Origin of the sequence: Vreelandella malpeensis (genome assembly GCF_020622355.1) — a bacterium.
GTDB lineage: Bacteria > Pseudomonadota > Gammaproteobacteria > Pseudomonadales > Halomonadaceae > Vreelandella > Vreelandella malpeensis.
Genome location: NZ_WHVL01000002.1, coordinates 315,513 through 334,260, shown reverse-complemented (window position 1 = coordinate 334,260; position 18,748 = coordinate 315,513). Strand labels below are relative to the sequence as shown.

The following is an 18,748-nucleotide window of genomic DNA, read 5'->3' as shown; positions in this document are numbered from 1 at the left end:
CAGTTTCCTTTTCTACATCATCGCCTATGACGATAGAGGATTATTGCTGCTGGGCAATAATCTTGTGAGTGTATCCCTATTTATCCCCCTCCACTAGCTGACTACACTGTGCGCCATGCATAAGTCGTTTACGTTTTGAACAGGGAGATGAATCATGAAGTCACGTGCTGCAGTAGCGCTCGAGGCAGGCAAGCCGCTCGAGCTGGTGGAAATCGATGTCGAAGGCCCGAAAAAGGGTGAAGTGCTGGTGAAGATGGCCGCCACGAGCGTGTGCCATACAGACGCCTACACGCTCTCCGGCGCCGATCCGGAAGGGCTCTTCCCCTCGGTGCTGGGCCATGAAGGCGCAGGCGTCGTGCAGGAAGTGGGCGAGGGCGTCACCAGCCTGAAGCCTGGCGACCACGTTATTCCGCTTTACACCGCCGAATGCGGCAAGTGCAAGTTCTGCCTTTCCGGCAAGACCAACCTGTGTGGCAGCGTGCGCGCGACCCAGGGCAAGGGAGTGATGCCGGACGGTACCTCGCGCTTCTCGCTCGATGGCAAGATGCTCCATCACTACATGGGCACCTCCACCTTCAGCGAATACACCGTGCTGCCGGAGGTGTCGCTGGCGGTCGTCTCCAAAGAGGCGCCGATGGACAAGATCTGCCTGCTGGGCTGCGGCGTCACCACCGGTATCGGCGCGGTACTCAACACTGCCAAGGTCGAGCCGGGCGCGACCGTCGCCGTGTTCGGGCTCGGTGCCATCGGCCTTGCGGTCATCCAGGGCGCGGTAATGGCGAAGGCGGGCCGGATCATTGCCATCGACGTCAACGAAGACAAGTTCGAGCTCGCCAAGCAGTTCGGCGCCACCGACTTCGTCAACCCCAAGAAGTACTCGGACCCGATCCAGCAGGTCATCGTCGATTTGACCGACGGCGGCGTCGACTACTCCTTCGAGTGCATCGGCAACGTCAACGTCATGCGCTCGGCGCTGGAGTGCTGCCATAAGGGCTGGGGCGAGTCGATCGTCATCGGCGTGGCCGGTGCCGGCGAGGAGATCTCCACGCGTCCGTTCCAGCTGGTCACCGGCCGGGTCTGGAAAGGTTCCGCCTTCGGCGGCGTCAAGGGGCGCAGCGAGCTGCCGGGTTACGTGGAGCGCTACATGAACGGCGAGATCAACATCGACGACTTCATCACCCACGACATGCCCTTCGAGAAGATCAACGAAGCGTTCGATCTGCTCCACGAGGGCAAGAGCATCCGCACCGTGCTGCACTACTGAGTACGCGTCGGATCGATTGACGCTATTTGGGTCGATTGACGTTATAGTGAACGTGAACCAAGAGCGCGGTGGGTCTTCCCACCGCGTTTGCATCTCAGGAGCCTACCCATGAGCATGAGCGAAACGCTGGAGCTATTGTCCGCCAACCGCAGTTTCGGCGGCTGGCACAAGCGCTACCGCCACTACTCCCGGGCGTTGGATTGCAACATGGTCTTCGCCGTCTACCTGCCGCCCCAGGCGGAAAACGAGCGCGTGCCGCTGCTGTGGTGGCTGTCAGGCCTCACCTGCAGCGACGAGAACTTCATGCAGAAGGCCGGCGCCCACCGCGTGGCCGCCGAGCTCGGCGTGGCGATCGTCTGTCCGGACACCAGCCCGCGCGGCACAGATCTGCCCGGCGAGCACGAAAGCTTCGACCTGGGCTCCGGCGCAGGCTTCTACGTCAACGCCACCCAGGCGCCCTGGAAAGGGCACTACCGCATGTACGACTACGTGGTCGAGGAGCTGCCGTCGGTGGTGCGCCAGCACTTCCCGGTCAACGGGCGCGAGTCGATCAGCGGCCACTCCATGGGCGGTCATGGCGCGCTCATTCTTGCCCTGCGCCATCCGGGGCGCTTCTGCTCGGTGTCGGCGTTCTCGCCCATCGTCAACCCGATGAACTGCCCCTGGGGGCAGAAGGCGTTCACCAGCTACCTGGGCGAGGATGAGTCCCGGTGGCGCCAGTACGATGCCTGCGAGCTGGTCGCCAACGGCGCTTCGCGCCAGCGCCTGTTCATCGATCAGGGCGACGCCGATCAGTTCCTGGAAGAGCAGCTCAAGCCCGAACGTCTGGAAGCCGTGTGCGAAGAGCACGATCATCCGCTGACGCTGCGTCGCCAGCCGGGTTACGATCACAGCTACTTCTTCATCGCCTCGTTCATCGAGGAGCATCTGCGCTATCATGCCCAACACCTCATGAAACGCTAGGGATACCGACATGCTCAACCGTGCGCTGCGCCATTACCTGCGTCTTGTCTGGCGCTTTGTCTGGCGTGGCGCACTCGCCTTCGTGGTTTTTTCGGTGGCGCTGGTGCTGCTTTTCAGCGTGGTGCCGCCGCCGGGGTCGATGGTCATGGTCGAGCGCAAGGTGCAAGGCCTTTTCCAGGGCGAGCCGATCACCATCACCCGGCAGTGGCGAAGCTTCGATGAGCTGTCGAGTAACGCTAAGCTCGCGGTGATCGCCGCGGAGGACCAGCGCTTTCCCTATCATCGTGGCTTCGATCTGGTCGAGCTCAAGCGCGCCTGGCAGGCAAGCCAGGACGGCTCGCGCCTGCGCGGGGCGAGCACCCTGAGTCAGCAGACCGCCAAGAACGTGTTCCTGTGGAGCGGGCGCAGCTGGTTTCGCAAGGGGCTCGAAGCGTGGTTCACGCTGTTGATCGAGACCTTCTGGAGCAAGTCGCGCATTCTCGAGGTGTACTTGAACGTCGCCGAGTGGGACACCGGCGTGTTCGGCCTGGAAGCCGCGGCGCAGCACTATTTCGGCGCCTCGGGAAGCGCCTTGACCGAACGCCAGGCAAGCCTTCTGGCGGCGATCCTGCCAAGCCCGCGCACCCGCAGCGCCGCGCGCCCGGACGCCCAGGTGGAACGGCGCAGCCAGTGGGTTCGTCAACAGATGCGCAACCTCGGCGGAGTGGGCTACCTTCAGCGTCTCTAAGCCGCCCACCGAAAGGTAGCCTTGCGGGGTAGCGGCCATCGTTTCATGCATTTTTACTTACCGTTACATAAAAATTTGAACCTGTGCTGAATGCCCGCGTCAGATTCACCACATTCATAACGCGCCAACGAGGTTTCTTATCATGCAACGTATGACTGCTTTGTTCTCAGCTGCCCTGCTTGCCACCGGTCTGATGGCGGGAACCGCCAATGCCCAGCAAGCTCAGGACCCGGCTCAAGATCCGATGGCCACCCAGCAAGCCCCGGCCCAGGATTTCAGCGATGAGCAGCTGCAGCAGTTCGCCGATGCTTCTCAAGAAATCGCCGTGATCTCGCAAGAGTACACACAGCGTCTGCAGGAAGCAGAAGACGAGGCGGCTCAACAGGAAGTACGCGCCGAAGCCAACGACCGCATGATCGAAGTGGTCGAGAACAGCGGCCTGGACGTCGATACCTTCAACGCCATCGGTCAATCCATCCAGCAGGATCCGGAAATGATGCAGCGCGTTCAGGAAATGGCCAACCAGTCCTGATCGTGACCATCCCTGATACTTCTCTTATGAGTACTGCTCTTGTTTGCGCAAGTCAGGCGCGTCGATAGCTTCAAGAGGTGTCAGGGTCTGTAATCTGTTCCATGAAGCCCGGTGTTTTCACCGGGCTTTTTCGTGTCCGGCCTTTACCGCTGGGCGGATTGCCGCCAAACTTCAAGGCTTTGACGACCGCTTCGCCAAGGAGACGACATGGACGTGGAGCTTTGGGAAATACGTCAGCACATGGGGCAGTTTCCACCTTTCGATGGCCTTTCCGACGAGCTGCTCGATGCGCTCGCCGAGGGCGTGGAGGTGCGCTACTTCAAGACTGGCACCGACATCCTCGTCCTCAACGACACAATCGATGAGCTTTGCTACATCCGCAGCGGTGCGGTGGAGGTGTATCGGCGCCGCGGCGAGCTCTACAACCGCCTGGTCGAGGGCGACATCTTCGGCCACTTCAGCCTGCTGCGAAACCACCGGGTGCGCTTTCCCGCGACGGCCATCGAGGATACGCTGATCTACTTCATCAGCGACGCGATGTTCCAGCGCCTGTGCGAGGAGGACGACGATTTCGCCGACTTCGTCGAGCTCGAGCGACCGCGCCTCGAAAGTGCCGCAGAGCTGCAGAAGAAGTCCAACGACATGATGGTCACGCGGATTCGCAAGCTGGTCTCACGCTATCCGGTGATGGTGGAGTCGACCATGAGCGTGCAGGAAGCCGCGCTGCAGGTGGGTAACGCCCAGGCCTCGGCGGTACTGGTGATCGACGAAGGCAGCGACAACCCCCGCTACAGCTTCAAGGACAGCGAGGGCAAAAGCTGGCAGATGTGCGGTATTCTGACCGACAGCGATTTTCGCAACCGCGTGGTCGCGAAGGGGTTGTCGCCGCAGACGCCGGTAGGCGAGGTGATTTCCCACGCGCTGATCACCATCCAGTCCGACGCCTCGATCTACGAGGCCATGCTCACCATGCTGCGCAACAACGTCCATCATCTGCCGGTACTCTACCGCCAGCGTCCGGTGGGCGTGGTGCATCTGTCGGACATCATTCGCTACGAGACCCACAGCGGCCTTTATCTGGTCAGCAACATCTTCAACCAGTCGAGTGCCTACGGGCTTGCGCGACTCTCCGCCGATGTGCGCGCGGCGTTTGTGCGCATGGTGCAGGAGGGCGCCAATTCGGTCATGCTCGGCAGCGCGCTCTCGACTATCGGGCGCAGCTTCACCCGGCGATTGCTCGAGCTCGCCGAGGCCGAGCTCGGCCCGCCGCCGGTGCCGTACTGCTTCATGGTCAACGGCTCGATGGCGCGCAACGAGCAGAGCATCGTCACCGATCAGGACAACGCCCTGATCCTTTCCGATGACTTCGACCCGGACACCCACGACGACTACTTCAAGGCGTTGGCCGCCTACGTCAGCGATGGCCTCGATGCCTGCGGTTACACCTACTGCAAGGGTGACATCATGGCGACCAACCCGCGCTGGCGCCAGCCGCTCAAGGTGTGGAAGGAGTATTTCGAGGAGTGGATCGCCAACCCGACGCCGGAGAAGCTGCTGCACAGCTCGATTTTCTTCGACTTGGACAGCGTCTACGGGGAGAGTCATTTCGTGGAGACGCTGCAGGATCTGATTGCCACCCGCGCGCCCCAGGCGCCGCTGTTTCTGGCTGCCATGGCCCGTAATGCGCTCAATCGCACGCCGCCGCTGGGATTCTTTCGCACCTTCGTGATGGAGAAGGACGGCAAGCACAACAACTCGATCAACTTGAAGCGCCGCGGCACTGCACCGATGGTGGACCTGATTCGCGTTCACGCGCTCGCCTGCGGCTCAAAGGCGCAAAACAGCTTTCGGCGCCTCGAGGACATCAACCACACCCAGCTGCTCGCCTCCGGGGTGAGCGACAAGCTGAGCTACGCCTTTGAATTCCTGTGCATGTCACGGCTTCGTCACCAGATGATCGACCTCGAGGAGGAGCGCACGCCGGACAACAACATCGAGCCCGAGAATGTCGAGGACAGCGAGCGCCACACGCTCAAGGACGCTTTCCAGGTGTTGAGCAACGCGCAGAAGTTTCTCAAGTTCCGCTATCCAGTTCCCAGTCAGCGATGAGGCGCCGTCAACGATGAGAAAAGCATGATGAAGGGAATACGTCCCCGCCAACGTATCACGCAGACCGACTGGGCGGGCTATCTGGCGCGTCGCGCCGACCACGCTCAGGATGACATGCTCGCGCGCTTTTTCCAGGCGCGCCTGCCGGCCCCGGACACACCTATCGCCGACGTGCCCATGGTGGCGCTCGACATGGAGACCACCGGGCTCGACGAGCGGCGCCACGCGATTGTCAGCATCGGGCTCGTCCATTTCACGCTCGCGCGCATTCCCCTCGCCACGCGGCGCTATTGGGTGGTCAAGCCGCCTCGGCCGCTGGAGGAGAGCTCCGTCGCCTACCATCACATCACCCACTCCGAGGTCGATCACGCGCCGGATCTCGATCTCATTCTTGAAGCGCTACTCGAGGAGCTGGCCGGACGCCTGGTGGTGGTGCATTTTCGCAACATCGAGCGCCCGTTTCTCGACGCCGCCGTCAAGGCTCGTCGAGGCGAAGGCGTACTGTTTCCCATGATCGACACGATGTCGCTCGAGGCCCGCCTGCACCGCCAGACGCTGTGGGCGCGCTTTCGCCGCTGGCTGGGGCGCCCGCCGGTGTCGATTCGCCTCGATGCGAGCCGCCAGCGCTACGGGCTTCCGAGCTACCAGGGGCATCACGCCCTGGTCGACGCACTGGCCACCGCCGAGCTCTTCCAGGCTCAAGTGGCGCATCACTACAGTCCCGAGACCCCACTCGAGCGCTTCTGGTGCTGACACTCTTGCACACATAAAAAACGGGCAGCTGGGCTGCCCGTTTTCGTATTGCCGTCTCGGTTACTGCGCGGTTCAGACCGCCTTGGGCTCGCTCATGAGACCCTTGACGATGGCGTAGCACGATACCAGCAGGATGAGGGTGAAGGGCAGGCCGGTGGACACCGCCATGCTCTGCAGCGCCGTCAGACCGCCACCGAGCAGCAGCGCGATGGCGATCGCCCCTTCGATCAGCGCCCAGAAGACCCGCTGCGGCTTCGGCGCATCCACCTTGCCGCCGGCCGTGATGGAGTCGATCACCAGCGATCCGGAGTCCGAAGAGGTCACGAAGAACACGACCACCAGCACGATACCGAGGAATGAGGTGATCTGGGACAGCGGCAACTGCTCAAGCATCACGAACAGCTGCAGGTCGACCCCCTGTTGGCGTACCGCGTCGATGCCCTGGCTCACGAACTGGTCGATCGCCGTGCCACCGAAGGCTGTCATCCACAATACCGAGACCAACGTTGGCACGATGAGCACCGAAATCAGGAACTCACGTACGGTACGGCCACGCGAAACTCGTGCGATGAACATGCCGACATAGGGCGACCAGGAGATCCACCACGCCCAGTAGAAGGCGGTCCAACCCTGAACGAAGCCGGTGTCTTCGCGGCCGAAGGGGTTGGAAAGTGCCGGCAAGTTGATGGCGTAGTGGTAGAGGTTCTCGAAGAAGCCGGTGGCGATGAACAGGGTCGGGCCCACGCCAATCACGAAGAACAGCAGCGCTGCGGCCAGCGCGATGTTGATCTTGGAAAGCAGCTGGACGCCCTTGTCGACGCCGGCAACGATCGAGCCGATCGCGATGATGGTGATGCCAATGATCAACAGGATCATGGTCACGTCGCTTTCCGGCGCGCCGAACAGGTAGGTCAGGCCCGCCGCTGCCTGGGTCGCGCCGAGACCCAGCGAGGTCGCGAGGCCAAACAGCGTGGCGAAGACCGCCAGAATGTCGATCACGTGGCCCGGCCAGCCCCATACCCGCTCGCCCAGGATCGGGTAGAACACCGAACGCATGGAGAGCGGCAGCCCCTTGTTGAAGGAGAACAGCGCCAGCGACAGCGCCACCACGGCGTAGATCGCCCAGGGGTGCAGGCCCCAGTGGTAGATGGTCGCCGCCATGCCCAGCGCCGTCGCCGCCGCCGCGTCACCCTCGGCGCCGCCGAGCGGAGCGCCAGCGGCACCCTCGAAGGAGGTGCCGAAGTGGGTCAGTGGCTCGTTGACGCCGAAGAACATGAGACCGATCCCCATGCCGGCGGCAAACAGCATCGAGAACCAGCCGGTATAGGTGTAGTCGGGCTTGGCGTTGGCGCCACCGATGCGGATCTTGCCTAATGGCGAGACGATCAATCCCAGGCAGAGAATCACGAAGACGTTAGCGGCCATCATGAAGAACCAGGCCAGGTTGCCGGTCAGAAACGCAAAGATGCTGTCGTAGACGTGGGCGATGTCATCCTGCAGCGCCAGGGTCAGGATGACGAACAGTGATACCACGATCGCCGAGATCGTGAATACCTTGCCGTGCAGATCGAGCTTGAACCCCATGGCTTCGCGGGTGAAGTTGTCCTGGCCGATGACGTAATCGGTATCGATGAGGTTGGCCGGACCATCCGGGGAGGGGATTCCCTCGCCGACCGGCTCATCCGGGGAGTGGTTGGACTTCTCGTTATCCACTGGGTCTTCTCCATTTTGAAACGAAAGCCCGAGGCTTGCCGCCGGTCGACAGGGTCGGCAAGTCTCGGGCACGCATGCGTTAAAAATAGCAAACGTCGCTGCTGGTTTGTACAAGTTTTGTTCGGTCTGTACAAAATAATTACAACCGTGCGCAGGGAGCCTTCATCCTGCGCTGGATGGGCTCGACATCAACCGTCGATCCACTGCTCGACGACATCCTGATTCTCCTCGACCCACTGTCTGGCGTTCTCGCGCGGGTCGCTGCCTTCTTCCTGGTTCATCAGCATCACTTCGCCCATCTGCTCCGGCGTCCACTCGAAGGCATCGAGAATGGCATAGGCTTCAGGCATATCATCGTCGAAACCGCTGCGCACCACGGTATGGATCTGCTCGGCGCCGCCGAAGACGTTCTCCGGGTCCTCGAGATACTTCAGGTCCCAGCGCGCGAACATCCAGTGCGGCGTCCAGCTGGTCACGACGATGTCTTCCTCGTTGTCGATCGCGTTGGAAAGCGCGGCCACCATGGTGGCGTCGCTGCCGCTGCGCAGACGCAAATCGAGGTCATAGGTATCCACGACTTCCTCGGCCAGACCCATCAGGCCCGCCCCCGGGTCGATACCGATGATCTCGCTGTCGAACAGCGCCGCGTTGTCGTTGAGATCGGCAATGGAGTCCACCTCGGTGTAGGCGGGCACCACCAGGCCGAGCTTGGTGCCGTCCAGGTTCGGTCCCAGGTCCTCGACGCTGTCACCGATGCGCTCCATGTACTCGGCGTGGGTAGTGGGCAGCCAGGCCGCAACGATCGCGTCGGCATCACCGGTGGAGAGCGCCTGGAACATGGCCGCCGCCGAGAGCGAAGTCAGGTTCACGTCGAAGCCGGCCTGCTCGAGCACGGCGGCCACCACGTTGGTGGACGCCACTTCCGAGGACCATTCGACGTAGGCGAGGTTGACCGTGCCCTTGTCCTGGGCTTGAGCGAAGCCGCCGGCGAGACCAGTCGTGGCGAGCAAGCCGAGAGAAGCGAGGCGAATCGACGCTTGGATACGTGTTTTCATGTGATGTTTCCCTTGTTGGTGATTGACACTCTTATGAATCAAGGCCGAGGCCTCGTGGTGCGACAAGCACGGCGGCCGAAACCGCCTGGCGCTTGCCGGACATGACGGCTCGTGCGACGCGTGTACCGCTCAAGCGTCTTCTCGAGCCCGCATGTTCGTCAACGGCGCGACTTGCGCAGCGACTGGGTCAAACGGTCGAGCAGCATGGCCAGAATGACTACCGCGATGCCAGCCTCGAAGCCATCGCCGGGGCGCAGGCGCTGGATGGCGCGCCACACTTCGCTGCCCAGCCCGTCGGCGCCGATCATCGCGGCGATCACGACCATCGAGAGCGCCAGCATGATGGTCTGGTTGATCCCCGCCATCACGGTAGGCAGCGACAGCGGCAGCTGCACCTTGAAGAGCTTCTGGCCGCGAGTAGCGCCATAGGCGTCGGCGGCCTCGATCAGCTCCGTCGGCACCTGGCGAATACCGAGGGTCGTGAAACGGATCGCCGGCGGCATGGAGAAGATCACGGTGGCGAAGATCGCCGATACCGCCCCGATACCGAAGAACGGAATGGCCGGAATCAGGTAGACGAAGGCCGGCATGGTCTGCATGAAGTCGAGCACCGGCATGATCACCCGATAGAGGCGCTCGGAGAGCGCCGCGACGATGCCGATCGGAAGCGCGATCACCACCGCGACCAGGGTGGCGATCACCACCAGCGTCAGGGTCTCGATCATCGGGTTCCAGAGGCCCAGGTTCCAGATCAGAGCCAGACCCGCCACGGCGCCGATCGCCAGGCGAACGCTCGCCAGGCGCCAGCACAATAGGGCGATCAACGCCATCAGCGCCCAGTCGGGTAGCCACATCAAGCCATCGTTCAAGCCGTCGATGCCGCTCTGGGTGAACCGGGAAATGCCCCGGGTGACGACCGAATACTCGCTGGTCAGCCAGCGCAGGCCGCTCTCGATCCAGCTGCCCAGGGGGATGCGTGGGATATCCATCAGTGCTCTTCTCCTGCTCGTGCCAGTTCGTGCAATACCGCGCCCTTGACGACGACGCCCAGCAGGCGCTGTTCGTCATCCACCACGGCAATGGGGTAGCTCTTTTCGCTGAACATGGCGAACAGGTTCTGAAGCGGCTCCTCCGGCGATACGCGACGAAAATCCTGGGTCAGATAGGCGGTGAGCTTGTCGGCGCGCTCCTCGATGGCGCGGCTGGCGGCATCCGCCTCCAGCAGGCCGAGCAGGCGGCGGTCGCGGTCGGTCACGTAGATGGAATCCAGGCTGTAGTCGCGCATGCGGTGCAGCGCGGTGCGCGGACCGTCGCTGTCGCGGGCGCTGGTGCGTACCGGGCGCATGGCGCTTTCGGCGGTCAGGATACGTGCGCGATCCACCCCTTCGATGAAGCGGCGCACGTAGTCGTCGGCCGGTTGGGTGAGAATCTCCTCGGGCGTGCCGATCTGAACCACTTCGCCATCCTTGAGCAGCACGATGCGATCCCCGATGGAGAGCGCTTCGTCCAGGTCGTGGGTGATGAAGACGGTAGTCTTCTGCATGCGGGTCTGAAGTTGCAGAAGCTCCTGCTGCATGTCCTTGCGAATCAAGGGGTCGAGTGCCGAGAACGCTTCGTCCATCAGCAACACGCTCGCATCGTTGGCCAGTGCCCGTGCAAGGCCCACGCGCTGCTGCATGCCGCCGGAAAGCTGATTGGGGTAGGCATCTTCCCAGCCGCCCAGACCCACCTGTTGCAGGGCACCGTGGGCGATCTCGCGCCGCTTGGCCTTGTCAATGCCGCGAATCTCGAGGCCGAACTCAGCATTTTGCTGAACCGTACGATGGGGGAACAGAGCGAAATTTTGAAAAACCATCGAGAAATGGCGCCGGCGACACTCCAGCAATGCCTTTTCGCCCAGGGTGGGAATGTTTTCCCCGTCGATGACGATGTCGCCTTCGGTGGAATCGATCAGTCGGTTAAGGCAGCGAATCAGCGTTGACTTGCCCGAACCCGACAACCCCATGATGACCAGAAGCTCTCCTTCGTAGACATCGAAGGAGATATTGGAAAGGCCAAGGGTCTGGCCGGTCTTTTCGAGAATTTCGGGGCGTTTGAGCCCTTGGTCACGTAGTTCTAGGGCCCTCTTGGGTTGCTTGCCGAACACCTTGCTCAAGCCGCGTACCTGAATCTTGACAGGACGTGTTTCTTCCATCGATGAAACCTTATGGTTGAATAATCTTGTTGCAGTCCTTTCAGCGTCCACGACCAGGCTTGCCCGTTAAGAGAGGCGTGGAAGGGCACATCACTGCAGTTAAATAATTAGAAATTAGCAATAAGCGCTGAATTTATTACCAATTATTATACATGAAGCTGGCCTATGTGTCACAACGCCCCTGGACAACGTAGTGAGCCAACGTTACATGTGTCATTTCTATCCCCTTCCGATATAGCGTAGGTTAAATCGACGTCAGTGCGACTTATTTTATAAGTCGTTGTTTTTATATTTTATTATTTGTTTTTTAAAGTTTTTGGCGCGAGAAGTGAATGCATTTATTCGACTTTTATGATCTTGAGAAATGGCCACGGAGTGGCCCAACAAGCCAGGCAGGCGCATCTCGAGACGTTCAATGAACCTAAAGGAGGCAGGTCTTATGGATAAGCAAGACAAACCGACGTTCAAGCGTAAACATCTCATCGCGCTGGGCATGTTGGCTACCGTGACCTCGCTCACACTGGCTGGTTGCGGCAACGACGACGAAGACGAGCTGCCGCCCGCTCAGCAGCCGGAAACCATGGAGCAGAGTGGCTCCATGGACGAGCCTGCCCTGAACGATGATCCCGCCATGACCGAACCCGCCCCGTCCGATCCCGCCCCGTCCGATCCCGCCCCGTCCGATCCCGCCATGAGCGATCCGGGCCTTGAAGATGACGCGGCGACCTCGCAGGAACCGATGCCAGGCGGTGAGCCGGGCATGACCACAGCCGAAGATCCGGAAGAGAATCCAGGATTCGGGGATGGTACCGAGCCGATGCCGGGTTCAGCGCCGGGCGATGCAGATGACGAAGAAACCACCACGAACTGATCGATTCACCCCGCTCCCTACGGTGATAGATCGGGCCAGCTGTCTGTTCCCTGCGGCTGCTCCACACGGTCTATCACCATTTCCCCCGCACCCTTGCGGGGGTTTTTTTGCCTTGTAGATACGCCGAGTCCATTGGCGACGTCGATCCCGCTGGTAAATCGGTGCTCAGCGCACTACGTTGAATAGGCTTGATCATGGCAATTCGCTGCATGGATCGTGACCACAACGTCAAGGAGAACGACATGGGTGACCAACGCAACAAGCGTTTCAAAGCGCTGCTGCTCAGCGTGATGATGGCTTTCGGCGCGCTTGCGCTCGCCGGCTGCGGAAACGACGACCCGCCCAATCCGGATGCCGCCCCCGAGGAAGAACAGCCCATGGGAACCGGCCCGATGTCCAACGACGACGCCGGCGAAACTCCGAGCGACGACATCTAGGCAAGGCGCTCTTGCGCGCTGGGCAGTCAGTGAAAAAGAGGGCCGGGAAGCACTGCTTCCCGGCCCTCTTTTTCACTTTTCACCTGATTTTCAAGGCTGTTCGTTGTCGTCTTCCAGGCGGCGATAGAGCGTGCGGCGGGCAATACCCAGAACCTCTGCGGTGCGGCGTTTGTTGCCTCCAGTCGCCTCGAGCACCTTCTTGATGTAGCGCTTTTCGACCTCTTCAAGGCTTGGCCAGCGCGCGGGTGCCGGCGCCGGCGCCTGGGTGCCGGCCAGCACTTCACCGCTAAGCGCTGGCATGAGCTCGGCGCTGGCCTGGGTGCTGACATGATCGCGCAGTCGCTCCGGCAGGTCGCCGTGTTGCAGAACGCCTTCCTCGCTCAGGGTCACCGCACGCATCACGGCGTTCTCGAGCTCGCGCACGTTGCCTGGGTAGGAGTAGCTCAACAGGGTGTTGAGTGCCTCGGGCTCGATCTGCTCGATCTGCTTGCCTTGAGCGTCGGCGTGCTTGTCGATCAACGCGAAGACCAGGTGCTCGATGTCGCTTCCGCGCTCGCGAAGCGGCGGTATCCGCAGCGAAAAGGTCTCCAGGCGGTAGAAGAGGTCGCTTCGAAAGTTCTGCTCCTCGATCTCCTTTTCGAGGTTCCTGTGGGTGGCGGCGATGATGCGCACATCCACCGGCTCCTCGCGCTCACCGCCCACCGGGCGCACCGTTTTCTCCTGCAGGGCGCGCAGCAGCTTGGCCTGCAGATTGATCGGCATTTCGCCGATCTCGTCGAGAAACAGGCTACCACCCTGAGCACTCTGGAAAAGGCCCTTGCGCGCTTCGTTGGCGCCGGTGAAGGCACCCTTCACGTGACCGAAGAACTCGCTTTCCATCAGGTCCGCAGGAATGCTGGCGCAGTTGACTGGCACGAAAGGCGCCTCGTGACGCGGGCTCTCCAGGTGAATGGCCCGGGCGAGCAACTCCTTGCCTGTGCCGCTTTCGCCGAGGATCAGGATCGGTGCGCTGCTCTTGGCCAGGCGCGAGGCGTCATGGAAAAGTGCCTGCATGGTCGGGCTCTTGCCGACGATACCGTGGAAGTGATGGAGCTCGTCATCGTGGGAGAGCGCCAGGCGCTGGCGCTCCAGCACGCGAAACACCGCCTCGCGAATGGCGTCGAGATCCAGCGGCTTGGTGAGGAAGTCGTCGGCACCGAGCTTCAGCGCCTCGACGGCCTGGTCGATGGTACCGAAGGCGGTAATCACGATGATCCCGAGCTCCGAGCCCTCCTGGCGAAGCTGCTGGAGCAGCTGGATACCGGTCATCCCAGGCAGGCGCACGTCGGTGATCATCATCGAGACCGCCGTATGGCTCAAAAGCGCGATGGCCTCCTCGGCGCTGGAGACGCCGAGGGTGGCGTAGCCGGCATCATGAAGCTCCTCTTCGAGAAGTTCGCGAATGGCGGGGTCGTCCTCGACGACCAGTAGCGGTAAAAGATGTTCCTGATCGGTCAAAGCGTTTTCCTCAAGCGGATGCGGTTTCACTCAAGGGGAGGGTGATCTCGAACCCCGCTCCCCCCAGGGCGCTGTCGAACACGCCAATCGTCCCGCCGTGATCATTGATGATGCGGTGTACCATCGAAAGCCCCAGGCCGCTGCCTTGGCCCACGGGCTTGGTGGTGAAGAACGGATCGAACACCTGGTGGTGGTGCGATGCCGGAATGCCCGGACCGTCGTCCTCCACGCACAAGGTGATTTCGCTACCCTCACGCTCGGCGCGTACCTTGATCACGTGCACGTCCGGGGCCTGGGCGGCGTTGCGCAGCAGGTTGGTGAGGACTTGCACGATCTGCTGGCCGTTGACCATCACCTCGAGCGCTGGTGTGGGCAGCTCGACCTCGAGCTGGATGCCGCGTGGTTCGAGCTCCTCCTCGACCAGCTCGCCTGCGCTTGCGACCAGATGATCGAGCGACTGGCGGCCCTTCTCGACGTTGTGCTGGCGGCCAAGCTCCATGAGCTGGCGCACGATCTCGACGATGCGCTCGACCTCGCCGCGGATGCGGCCAAGGCGGGCGCGCTCGTCGTCGCCGATCACGTCGCGCCTTGCCAGGCGCTGGGCCTGGCCATTGATCACCGTCAAGGGCGCGCCGATCTCGTGGGCCACGCCCGCGGCGAGCACGCCGAGCTCGGCGAGCTTCTTGGACTTGCGCAGGCGCTTCTCGAGCTCGATCTCGCGCCGACGGCGAGCGTCGATGTCGCGATCCTTCTCGGCCATGGCATCGAGCATGCCGTTCAAGCCGGAAGCCAGACGGCGATACTCCACCGGCCCCTCGACGCTTGCCCGCTGGCTGCGGTCGCCGTCTTCCACCAGCAGCATAACACGCAGCAGACGGTTCAACGGCCGTTCGATGTAGCGCCGAAAGCCCCACCAGATGCTCAGCACGATGCCACCGGCACCGATGATGAACACCAGCACGGCGACGATACTGATGAACCCGGTATAGTTTTCGATACCGGTATTGAGCCGATTGACCTGCAGCACCCCGTAGACGTTGCCATCCTGGGTACGCAGCGGGATCAGCGCCGAGTAGTAGGTCCAGCCATCGAGCTGGCGATAGTTGCTGTAAAGGTCATCGCGCTCGATGACGCTCTGGATTTCCGCAGGGCTGAACAGGTTCTTGCCAAGCCCCAGCCCGTAGATCTCGCGGCCCTGCACGTCGAACACGTAGGCGCCGTAGATGCGATGAAACGAGAACGCCGACTGCAAAGCCTCCTCGAGCGGCGCGGCGCTGTCACGAGCCACCGCATAGCTCAAGGAGGTGCTCAGCGCCCGGGTGATGATCTCCACTTCGGTCTCGAGCTTGGAGCGAACGTTGTCCTCCAGCGCCTTGATGGCCACGAAGCTGAACACCACCAAGGCGACGAACAGCGGCACGATAACCGTGAGAATCATTAAGTTGCGTAGGCGCATCGGGTATCCATGATCAATGAAACGAGAGCGTGGTGACTCACTCCACGGGACTCAGGCGGTAGAGGGCGCCCTCGTCGGCATCGGTCAGCAGGTAAATGTCGCCGTTCCCGCCCTGGCGCACGTCGCGAATCCGGCCAAGCTCGCCTTGGAGCAGGCGCTCGTGGGCCATCACCCGGCCCTCGTCGATGACGAAGCGCATCAGCTGCTCGCTGGCGAGCCCGCCGGCCAATAGATTACCCTGCCAGGCCGGGAAACGCTCGCCGCTCACTTCGGCCAGCCCCGAAGGGGCGAAGCGCCCCTGGAAATCGTGAGCCGGGTCGGTCATGCCGGGCAGGGAAGTCGCGCCGATCGGCTCGTTGGTGGCGTAGTCGTTGCCCAGCGTCACCTCCGGCCAGCCGTAGTTGTGTCCGGCCTCGATCAGGTTCAGCTCGTCGCCGGTGAGCGGGCCGTGCTCGGAGACCCAGGCCTCGCCGTTGTCGCGTACCACCATGCCCTGGATGTTGCGATTGCCGAGCGAATAGATCTCGTCGAGTGTCCCCGGCTCGCCTGCGAAAGGGTTGTCGTTCGGCGCCTCGCCGGTTTCGGTCAGGCGCAAAGTGGAGCCCGCGTGATCGCCGCCATCCTGGGCGCGGCCAGGGTTGGATCCCCGATCGCCCACGCTCATCAGCAGCGTGCCATCGCCAAGCCAAGCCAGTCGCGAGCCGTAGTGGCGCCCCGGCCCGGAGGCGCGATCCTGCTCGAACAGAAGCTCCGCATCGCCAAGCGCCTCACCTTCGAAGCGTACCCGGGAGAGCGCGGTACGGGTATTGCCGCCATCGGGCTTGCTCCAGGTGAAGTAGATCCAGTCATGCTCGCCGTCGCCGAAGGCGGGATGGAGCACCACATCGAGAAGCCCGCCCTGGCCGTGGCCGCTGACCTCGGGCAGCCCCTCGAGCACGCTCACATCACGACCGGACGCCTCGATGAGCTTGAGCCGGCCGGCGCGCTCGCTGACCAGATAGCGCCCGTCCGGCAGCAAGGCGACCGCCCAGGGGCGCTGCAGCCCGCTTGCCACGCGCTCGATCGAGAAAGTGGCTGCTTCACTCTCCACCCGGTCGACAATCGTCTCGGCGCTGGCGCCAGCGGCCAGCAGCAGGCCGCCGACCAGCGCAAGGCCTTGGCGGCGAGGGGCGAAGCACGGGCGTGTCAGGGTCGAGCAAAGGGTCGTGGCTGCGGGCATGACGGGAGTCTCCGAACGGGTCTTTGTCGATAGTTGTCGTCAACTTAGCAGTGACTACCCTCGGCCGGGTAGGTTCCACCACGGCTACATCATCAACGCAAGCAGCGCCGGCAGGTAGAAAAGTGCCAGCAGCGTCGAGCAGAACACCAGGCTCGCCACGTAGGCAGGCTCGCGCTGGGCACGTTGGGCGAACAGGTAGTTGAACACTGCCACCGGCATGCACATCTGCACCACCAGGATGCTCTGGGCCAGCGGCGGCAGCCCCAGCAACCCGGCCACGACCCAGGCCGTGCCGGCGGCCAGGGGAATGCGCAGCAGCGTGAAGCCGAGCCCCGAGCGCAGGCTCTTCACCTGGATGCTGGCAAGCGACACCCCGAGGGTGATCAGCATCAAGGGCACCGTGAAGCCGGACATCAGGTCCACCGTGTTGGCGATCCAGGCGGGCAGGGCGGTATCGGTCAACAGCAGCGTCATGCTGATCAGGATGGCGTAGACCGTCGGTGTCTTGACCAGCGTCTTGAGCGGGTTGCCCTGGCTCGAGAGCATGGCGCCGATGGTGAACTGGAAAAGCGACACGGTGACCATCACGGTGATGCCGTAGGCAAAGCCGGCGCTGCCGAAGGCGTAGAGCACCACCGGCAGGCCCATGTTGCCGGTATTGGGGTACATCATTGGCGCGAGGATCACCCGCCAGTCGCGGCGCAAGAGCCTTGCCATGGCAAAGGCGGCCACGCCCATCAGGCTGATCACCAGGGCCGTGGCCAGCATGGTCCGCCCGAAGGTGTGGGCATCGATGGAGGCGCCAGCGAGCGAGGCCAGTACCAGCGACGGCGTGCCGATATTGAAGACCAGCCGGGTCACGAACTCGATCGGGTAGGGGTGGCCTCGGCGAACCCAGACGAAACCGAGCCCGGCGCCAGCCAGCACCGGCGCCATCACGGCGAACAATTCAACGAGCATGAAACTTCCTTGGCGAGCGTACGCGGCTATTGTCGGCAATCCAGCGGCCGGCTGGCAAGCCGGGTCGCGTCACCGGGCCTGCCACGCGCGTGGCGCTTGCTCGCGCAGGAAGGCCAGCAGCGCCCCTATGCGCCGCGGCTGGCGCCCGAACGGGTAGAGCAGCGACACCGGCAGCGGCGCCGGCGCCCAGCCGGGCAGGCAGTGAACGAGATCGCCCGGGTGGTGTGCCTCGCGCCGCGCCACCAGCCAATGGGGCAGAAGTCCGATGCCCTGGCCGGAGGCGATAGCGTCGAGATGCAGCAGGGTCTGGTCGACCCGCAGCCGCGAGCGAGGCGGGGTGAACAGCACCTCCGGCGCCTGGGCGTGGGTGAGGGCTACGCCGCTTGCGGCGCTGTCCAGCAGGTCGATCCAGGCGTGGCGATGCAGGTCGCCCGGGCGCTCCAGTGCCGGTGCCCGCGCCAGGTAGCGGGGGTTGGCGTAGAGTCCTCGCTCGAGCTCGCCAAGCGGTTCCTGGTTGAGGGTGCTTCCCTCGAACGCGCCAAGCCATACATGGACACTGTGGCTATCCAGTCGGCTGGGCGGCGTTTCCTGGGTGCGCAGGGTCAGCTCGACGCGCGGATGGCGGGCAAGGAACGCCTCCACCACCTGGGCCGCCCAGGCCCGGGCCAGGGCGCCGTGCACCTCGAGGGTGAGCTGGCCGCTGATCTCCTCGCGAAGCTCCGCCAGTGCCTCGCGGCTCTGGTTTGCCAGGCTCAGAAGTTCCTCGCAGTACTGGTGGAACAACAGGCCCGCTTCGGTAGGGATCAGGCGGTTCGACTGGCGCCGCAGCAGGGGCTGGTTCAGGCGCGCCTCCAGCTGGCTGATGCGCCGACTAAGGGTGGACTTGGCAAGGCCCATGCGCCGGGCGCTTTGCGTCACGCTGCCGGTGGCCATCACGCTCGAAAAGGCGGCCAGTTCGTCGAAATCAAACATGAGGTGGCCCGCAAGCAATAAGAGGC

At 62.8% G+C, this 18,748-nt stretch carries 17 protein-coding genes; 8 read left to right on the top strand and 9 right to left on the bottom strand.

Going from position 1 to position 18,748, the window contains the following annotated elements; translation table 11 throughout:
- Nucleotides 1–154 precede the first annotated feature (154 nt).
- From GEV37_RS06890 to GEV37_RS06865, 6 genes are all read left to right on the top strand, one after another.
- Nucleotides 155–1,264: an S-(hydroxymethyl)glutathione dehydrogenase/class III alcohol dehydrogenase gene (locus GEV37_RS06890; RefSeq protein ID WP_227389491.1), complete on the top strand. Its 1,110-nt coding sequence runs from the start codon at nt 155–157 to the stop codon at nt 1,262–1,264.
- Nucleotides 1,265–1,372: 108 nt separating this feature from the next.
- Nucleotides 1,373–2,227 carry an S-formylglutathione hydrolase gene (fghA, locus tag GEV37_RS06885; protein WP_227389490.1) on the top strand — a complete coding sequence of 285 codons (855 nt, stop codon included), beginning with the start codon at nt 1,373–1,375 and terminating at the stop codon, nt 2,225–2,227.
- Nucleotides 2,228–2,237: 10 nt separating this feature from the next.
- On the top strand, nt 2,238–2,954 hold the full coding sequence (mtgA, locus tag GEV37_RS06880) for a monofunctional biosynthetic peptidoglycan transglycosylase (protein ID WP_227389489.1): 717 nt from the start codon (nt 2,238–2,240) through the stop codon (nt 2,952–2,954).
- A gap of 142 nt (nt 2,955–3,096) precedes the next feature.
- Entirely contained in the window at nt 3,097–3,486 is a 390-nt protein-coding gene (locus GEV37_RS06875; RefSeq protein WP_227389488.1) for a DUF4168 domain-containing protein, read from the top strand.
- A gap of 207 nt (nt 3,487–3,693) precedes the next feature.
- On the top strand, nt 3,694–5,595 hold the full coding sequence (locus GEV37_RS06870; protein WP_227389487.1) for a DUF294 nucleotidyltransferase-like domain-containing protein: 1,902 nt from the start codon (nt 3,694–3,696) through the stop codon (nt 5,593–5,595).
- A gap of 27 nt (nt 5,596–5,622) precedes the next feature.
- A complete protein-coding gene (locus GEV37_RS06865) occupies nt 5,623–6,348 on the top strand; it encodes a 3'-5' exonuclease (RefSeq protein ID WP_227389768.1) in 726 nt (241 codons plus the stop codon).
- A gap of 72 nt (nt 6,349–6,420) precedes the next feature.
- Here the strand turns inward: GEV37_RS06865 and GEV37_RS06860 are convergent, their stop codons facing one another.
- From GEV37_RS06860 to GEV37_RS06845, 4 genes are all read right to left on the bottom strand, one after another.
- The gene (locus GEV37_RS06860; RefSeq protein ID WP_227389486.1) at nt 6,421–8,061 is read right to left on the bottom strand and encodes a BCCT family transporter; all 1,641 of its coding nucleotides are present in this window, start codon (nt 8,059–8,061) and stop codon (nt 6,421–6,423) included.
- A gap of 188 nt (nt 8,062–8,249) precedes the next feature.
- The gene (locus tag GEV37_RS06855) at nt 8,250–9,116 is read right to left on the bottom strand and encodes a glycine betaine ABC transporter substrate-binding protein (RefSeq protein ID WP_227389485.1); all 867 of its coding nucleotides are present in this window, start codon (nt 9,114–9,116) and stop codon (nt 8,250–8,252) included.
- A 158-nt stretch (nt 9,117–9,274) separates the two neighbouring features.
- Nucleotides 9,275–10,105, bottom strand: a complete 831-nt coding sequence (locus tag GEV37_RS06850) for an ABC transporter permease (protein WP_227389484.1) — start codon at nt 10,103–10,105, stop codon at nt 9,275–9,277.
- Nucleotides 10,105–11,310 carry a quaternary amine ABC transporter ATP-binding protein gene (locus GEV37_RS06845; RefSeq protein ID WP_227389483.1) on the bottom strand — a complete coding sequence of 402 codons (1,206 nt, stop codon included), beginning with the start codon at nt 11,308–11,310 and terminating at the stop codon, nt 10,105–10,107. The genes GEV37_RS06850 and GEV37_RS06845 overlap by 1 nt, the downstream gene beginning before the upstream one ends.
- 439 nt (nt 11,311–11,749) lie before the next feature.
- On the opposite strand from GEV37_RS06845, the gene GEV37_RS06840 reads away from it, so the two are divergent.
- Both GEV37_RS06840 and GEV37_RS06835 read left to right on the top strand, forming a co-directional pair.
- On the top strand, nt 11,750–12,181 hold the full coding sequence (locus GEV37_RS06840; RefSeq protein ID WP_227389482.1) for a hypothetical protein: 432 nt from the start codon (nt 11,750–11,752) through the stop codon (nt 12,179–12,181).
- Between the two features lie 242 nt (nt 12,182–12,423).
- Nucleotides 12,424–12,618, top strand: coding sequence for a hypothetical protein (locus tag GEV37_RS06835; RefSeq protein ID WP_227389481.1), 195 nt, complete (start codon nt 12,424–12,426; stop codon nt 12,616–12,618).
- Nucleotides 12,619–12,708: 90 nt separating this feature from the next.
- Here GEV37_RS06835 and GEV37_RS06830 read toward each other — a convergent pair whose 3' ends face one another.
- The 5 genes from GEV37_RS06830 to GEV37_RS06810 all read right to left on the bottom strand — a co-directional run bounded on the left by GEV37_RS06830 (nt 12,709) and on the right by GEV37_RS06810 (nt 18,722).
- A complete protein-coding gene (locus GEV37_RS06830; protein WP_227389480.1) occupies nt 12,709–14,115 on the bottom strand; it encodes a sigma-54-dependent transcriptional regulator in 1,407 nt (468 codons plus the stop codon).
- 10 nt (nt 14,116–14,125) lie between these two features.
- Nucleotides 14,126–15,571 carry a sensor histidine kinase gene (locus tag GEV37_RS06825; RefSeq protein WP_227389479.1) on the bottom strand — a complete coding sequence of 482 codons (1,446 nt, stop codon included), beginning with the start codon at nt 15,569–15,571 and terminating at the stop codon, nt 14,126–14,128.
- 37 nt (nt 15,572–15,608) lie between these two features.
- Nucleotides 15,609–16,790 (bottom strand): PQQ-dependent sugar dehydrogenase, encoded by a 1,182-nt coding sequence (locus GEV37_RS06820; protein WP_227389478.1) that lies wholly within the window; start codon nt 16,788–16,790, stop codon nt 15,609–15,611.
- Nucleotides 16,791–16,874: 84 nt separating this feature from the next.
- Entirely contained in the window at nt 16,875–17,750 is an 876-nt protein-coding gene (locus tag GEV37_RS06815; RefSeq protein WP_227389477.1) for an AEC family transporter, read from the bottom strand.
- A gap of 69 nt (nt 17,751–17,819) precedes the next feature.
- Complete coding sequence (locus tag GEV37_RS06810) at nt 17,820–18,722, bottom strand: LysR family transcriptional regulator (protein WP_227389476.1); 903 nt, start codon at nt 18,720–18,722, stop codon at nt 17,820–17,822.
- Nucleotides 18,723–18,748 lie beyond the last annotated feature (26 nt).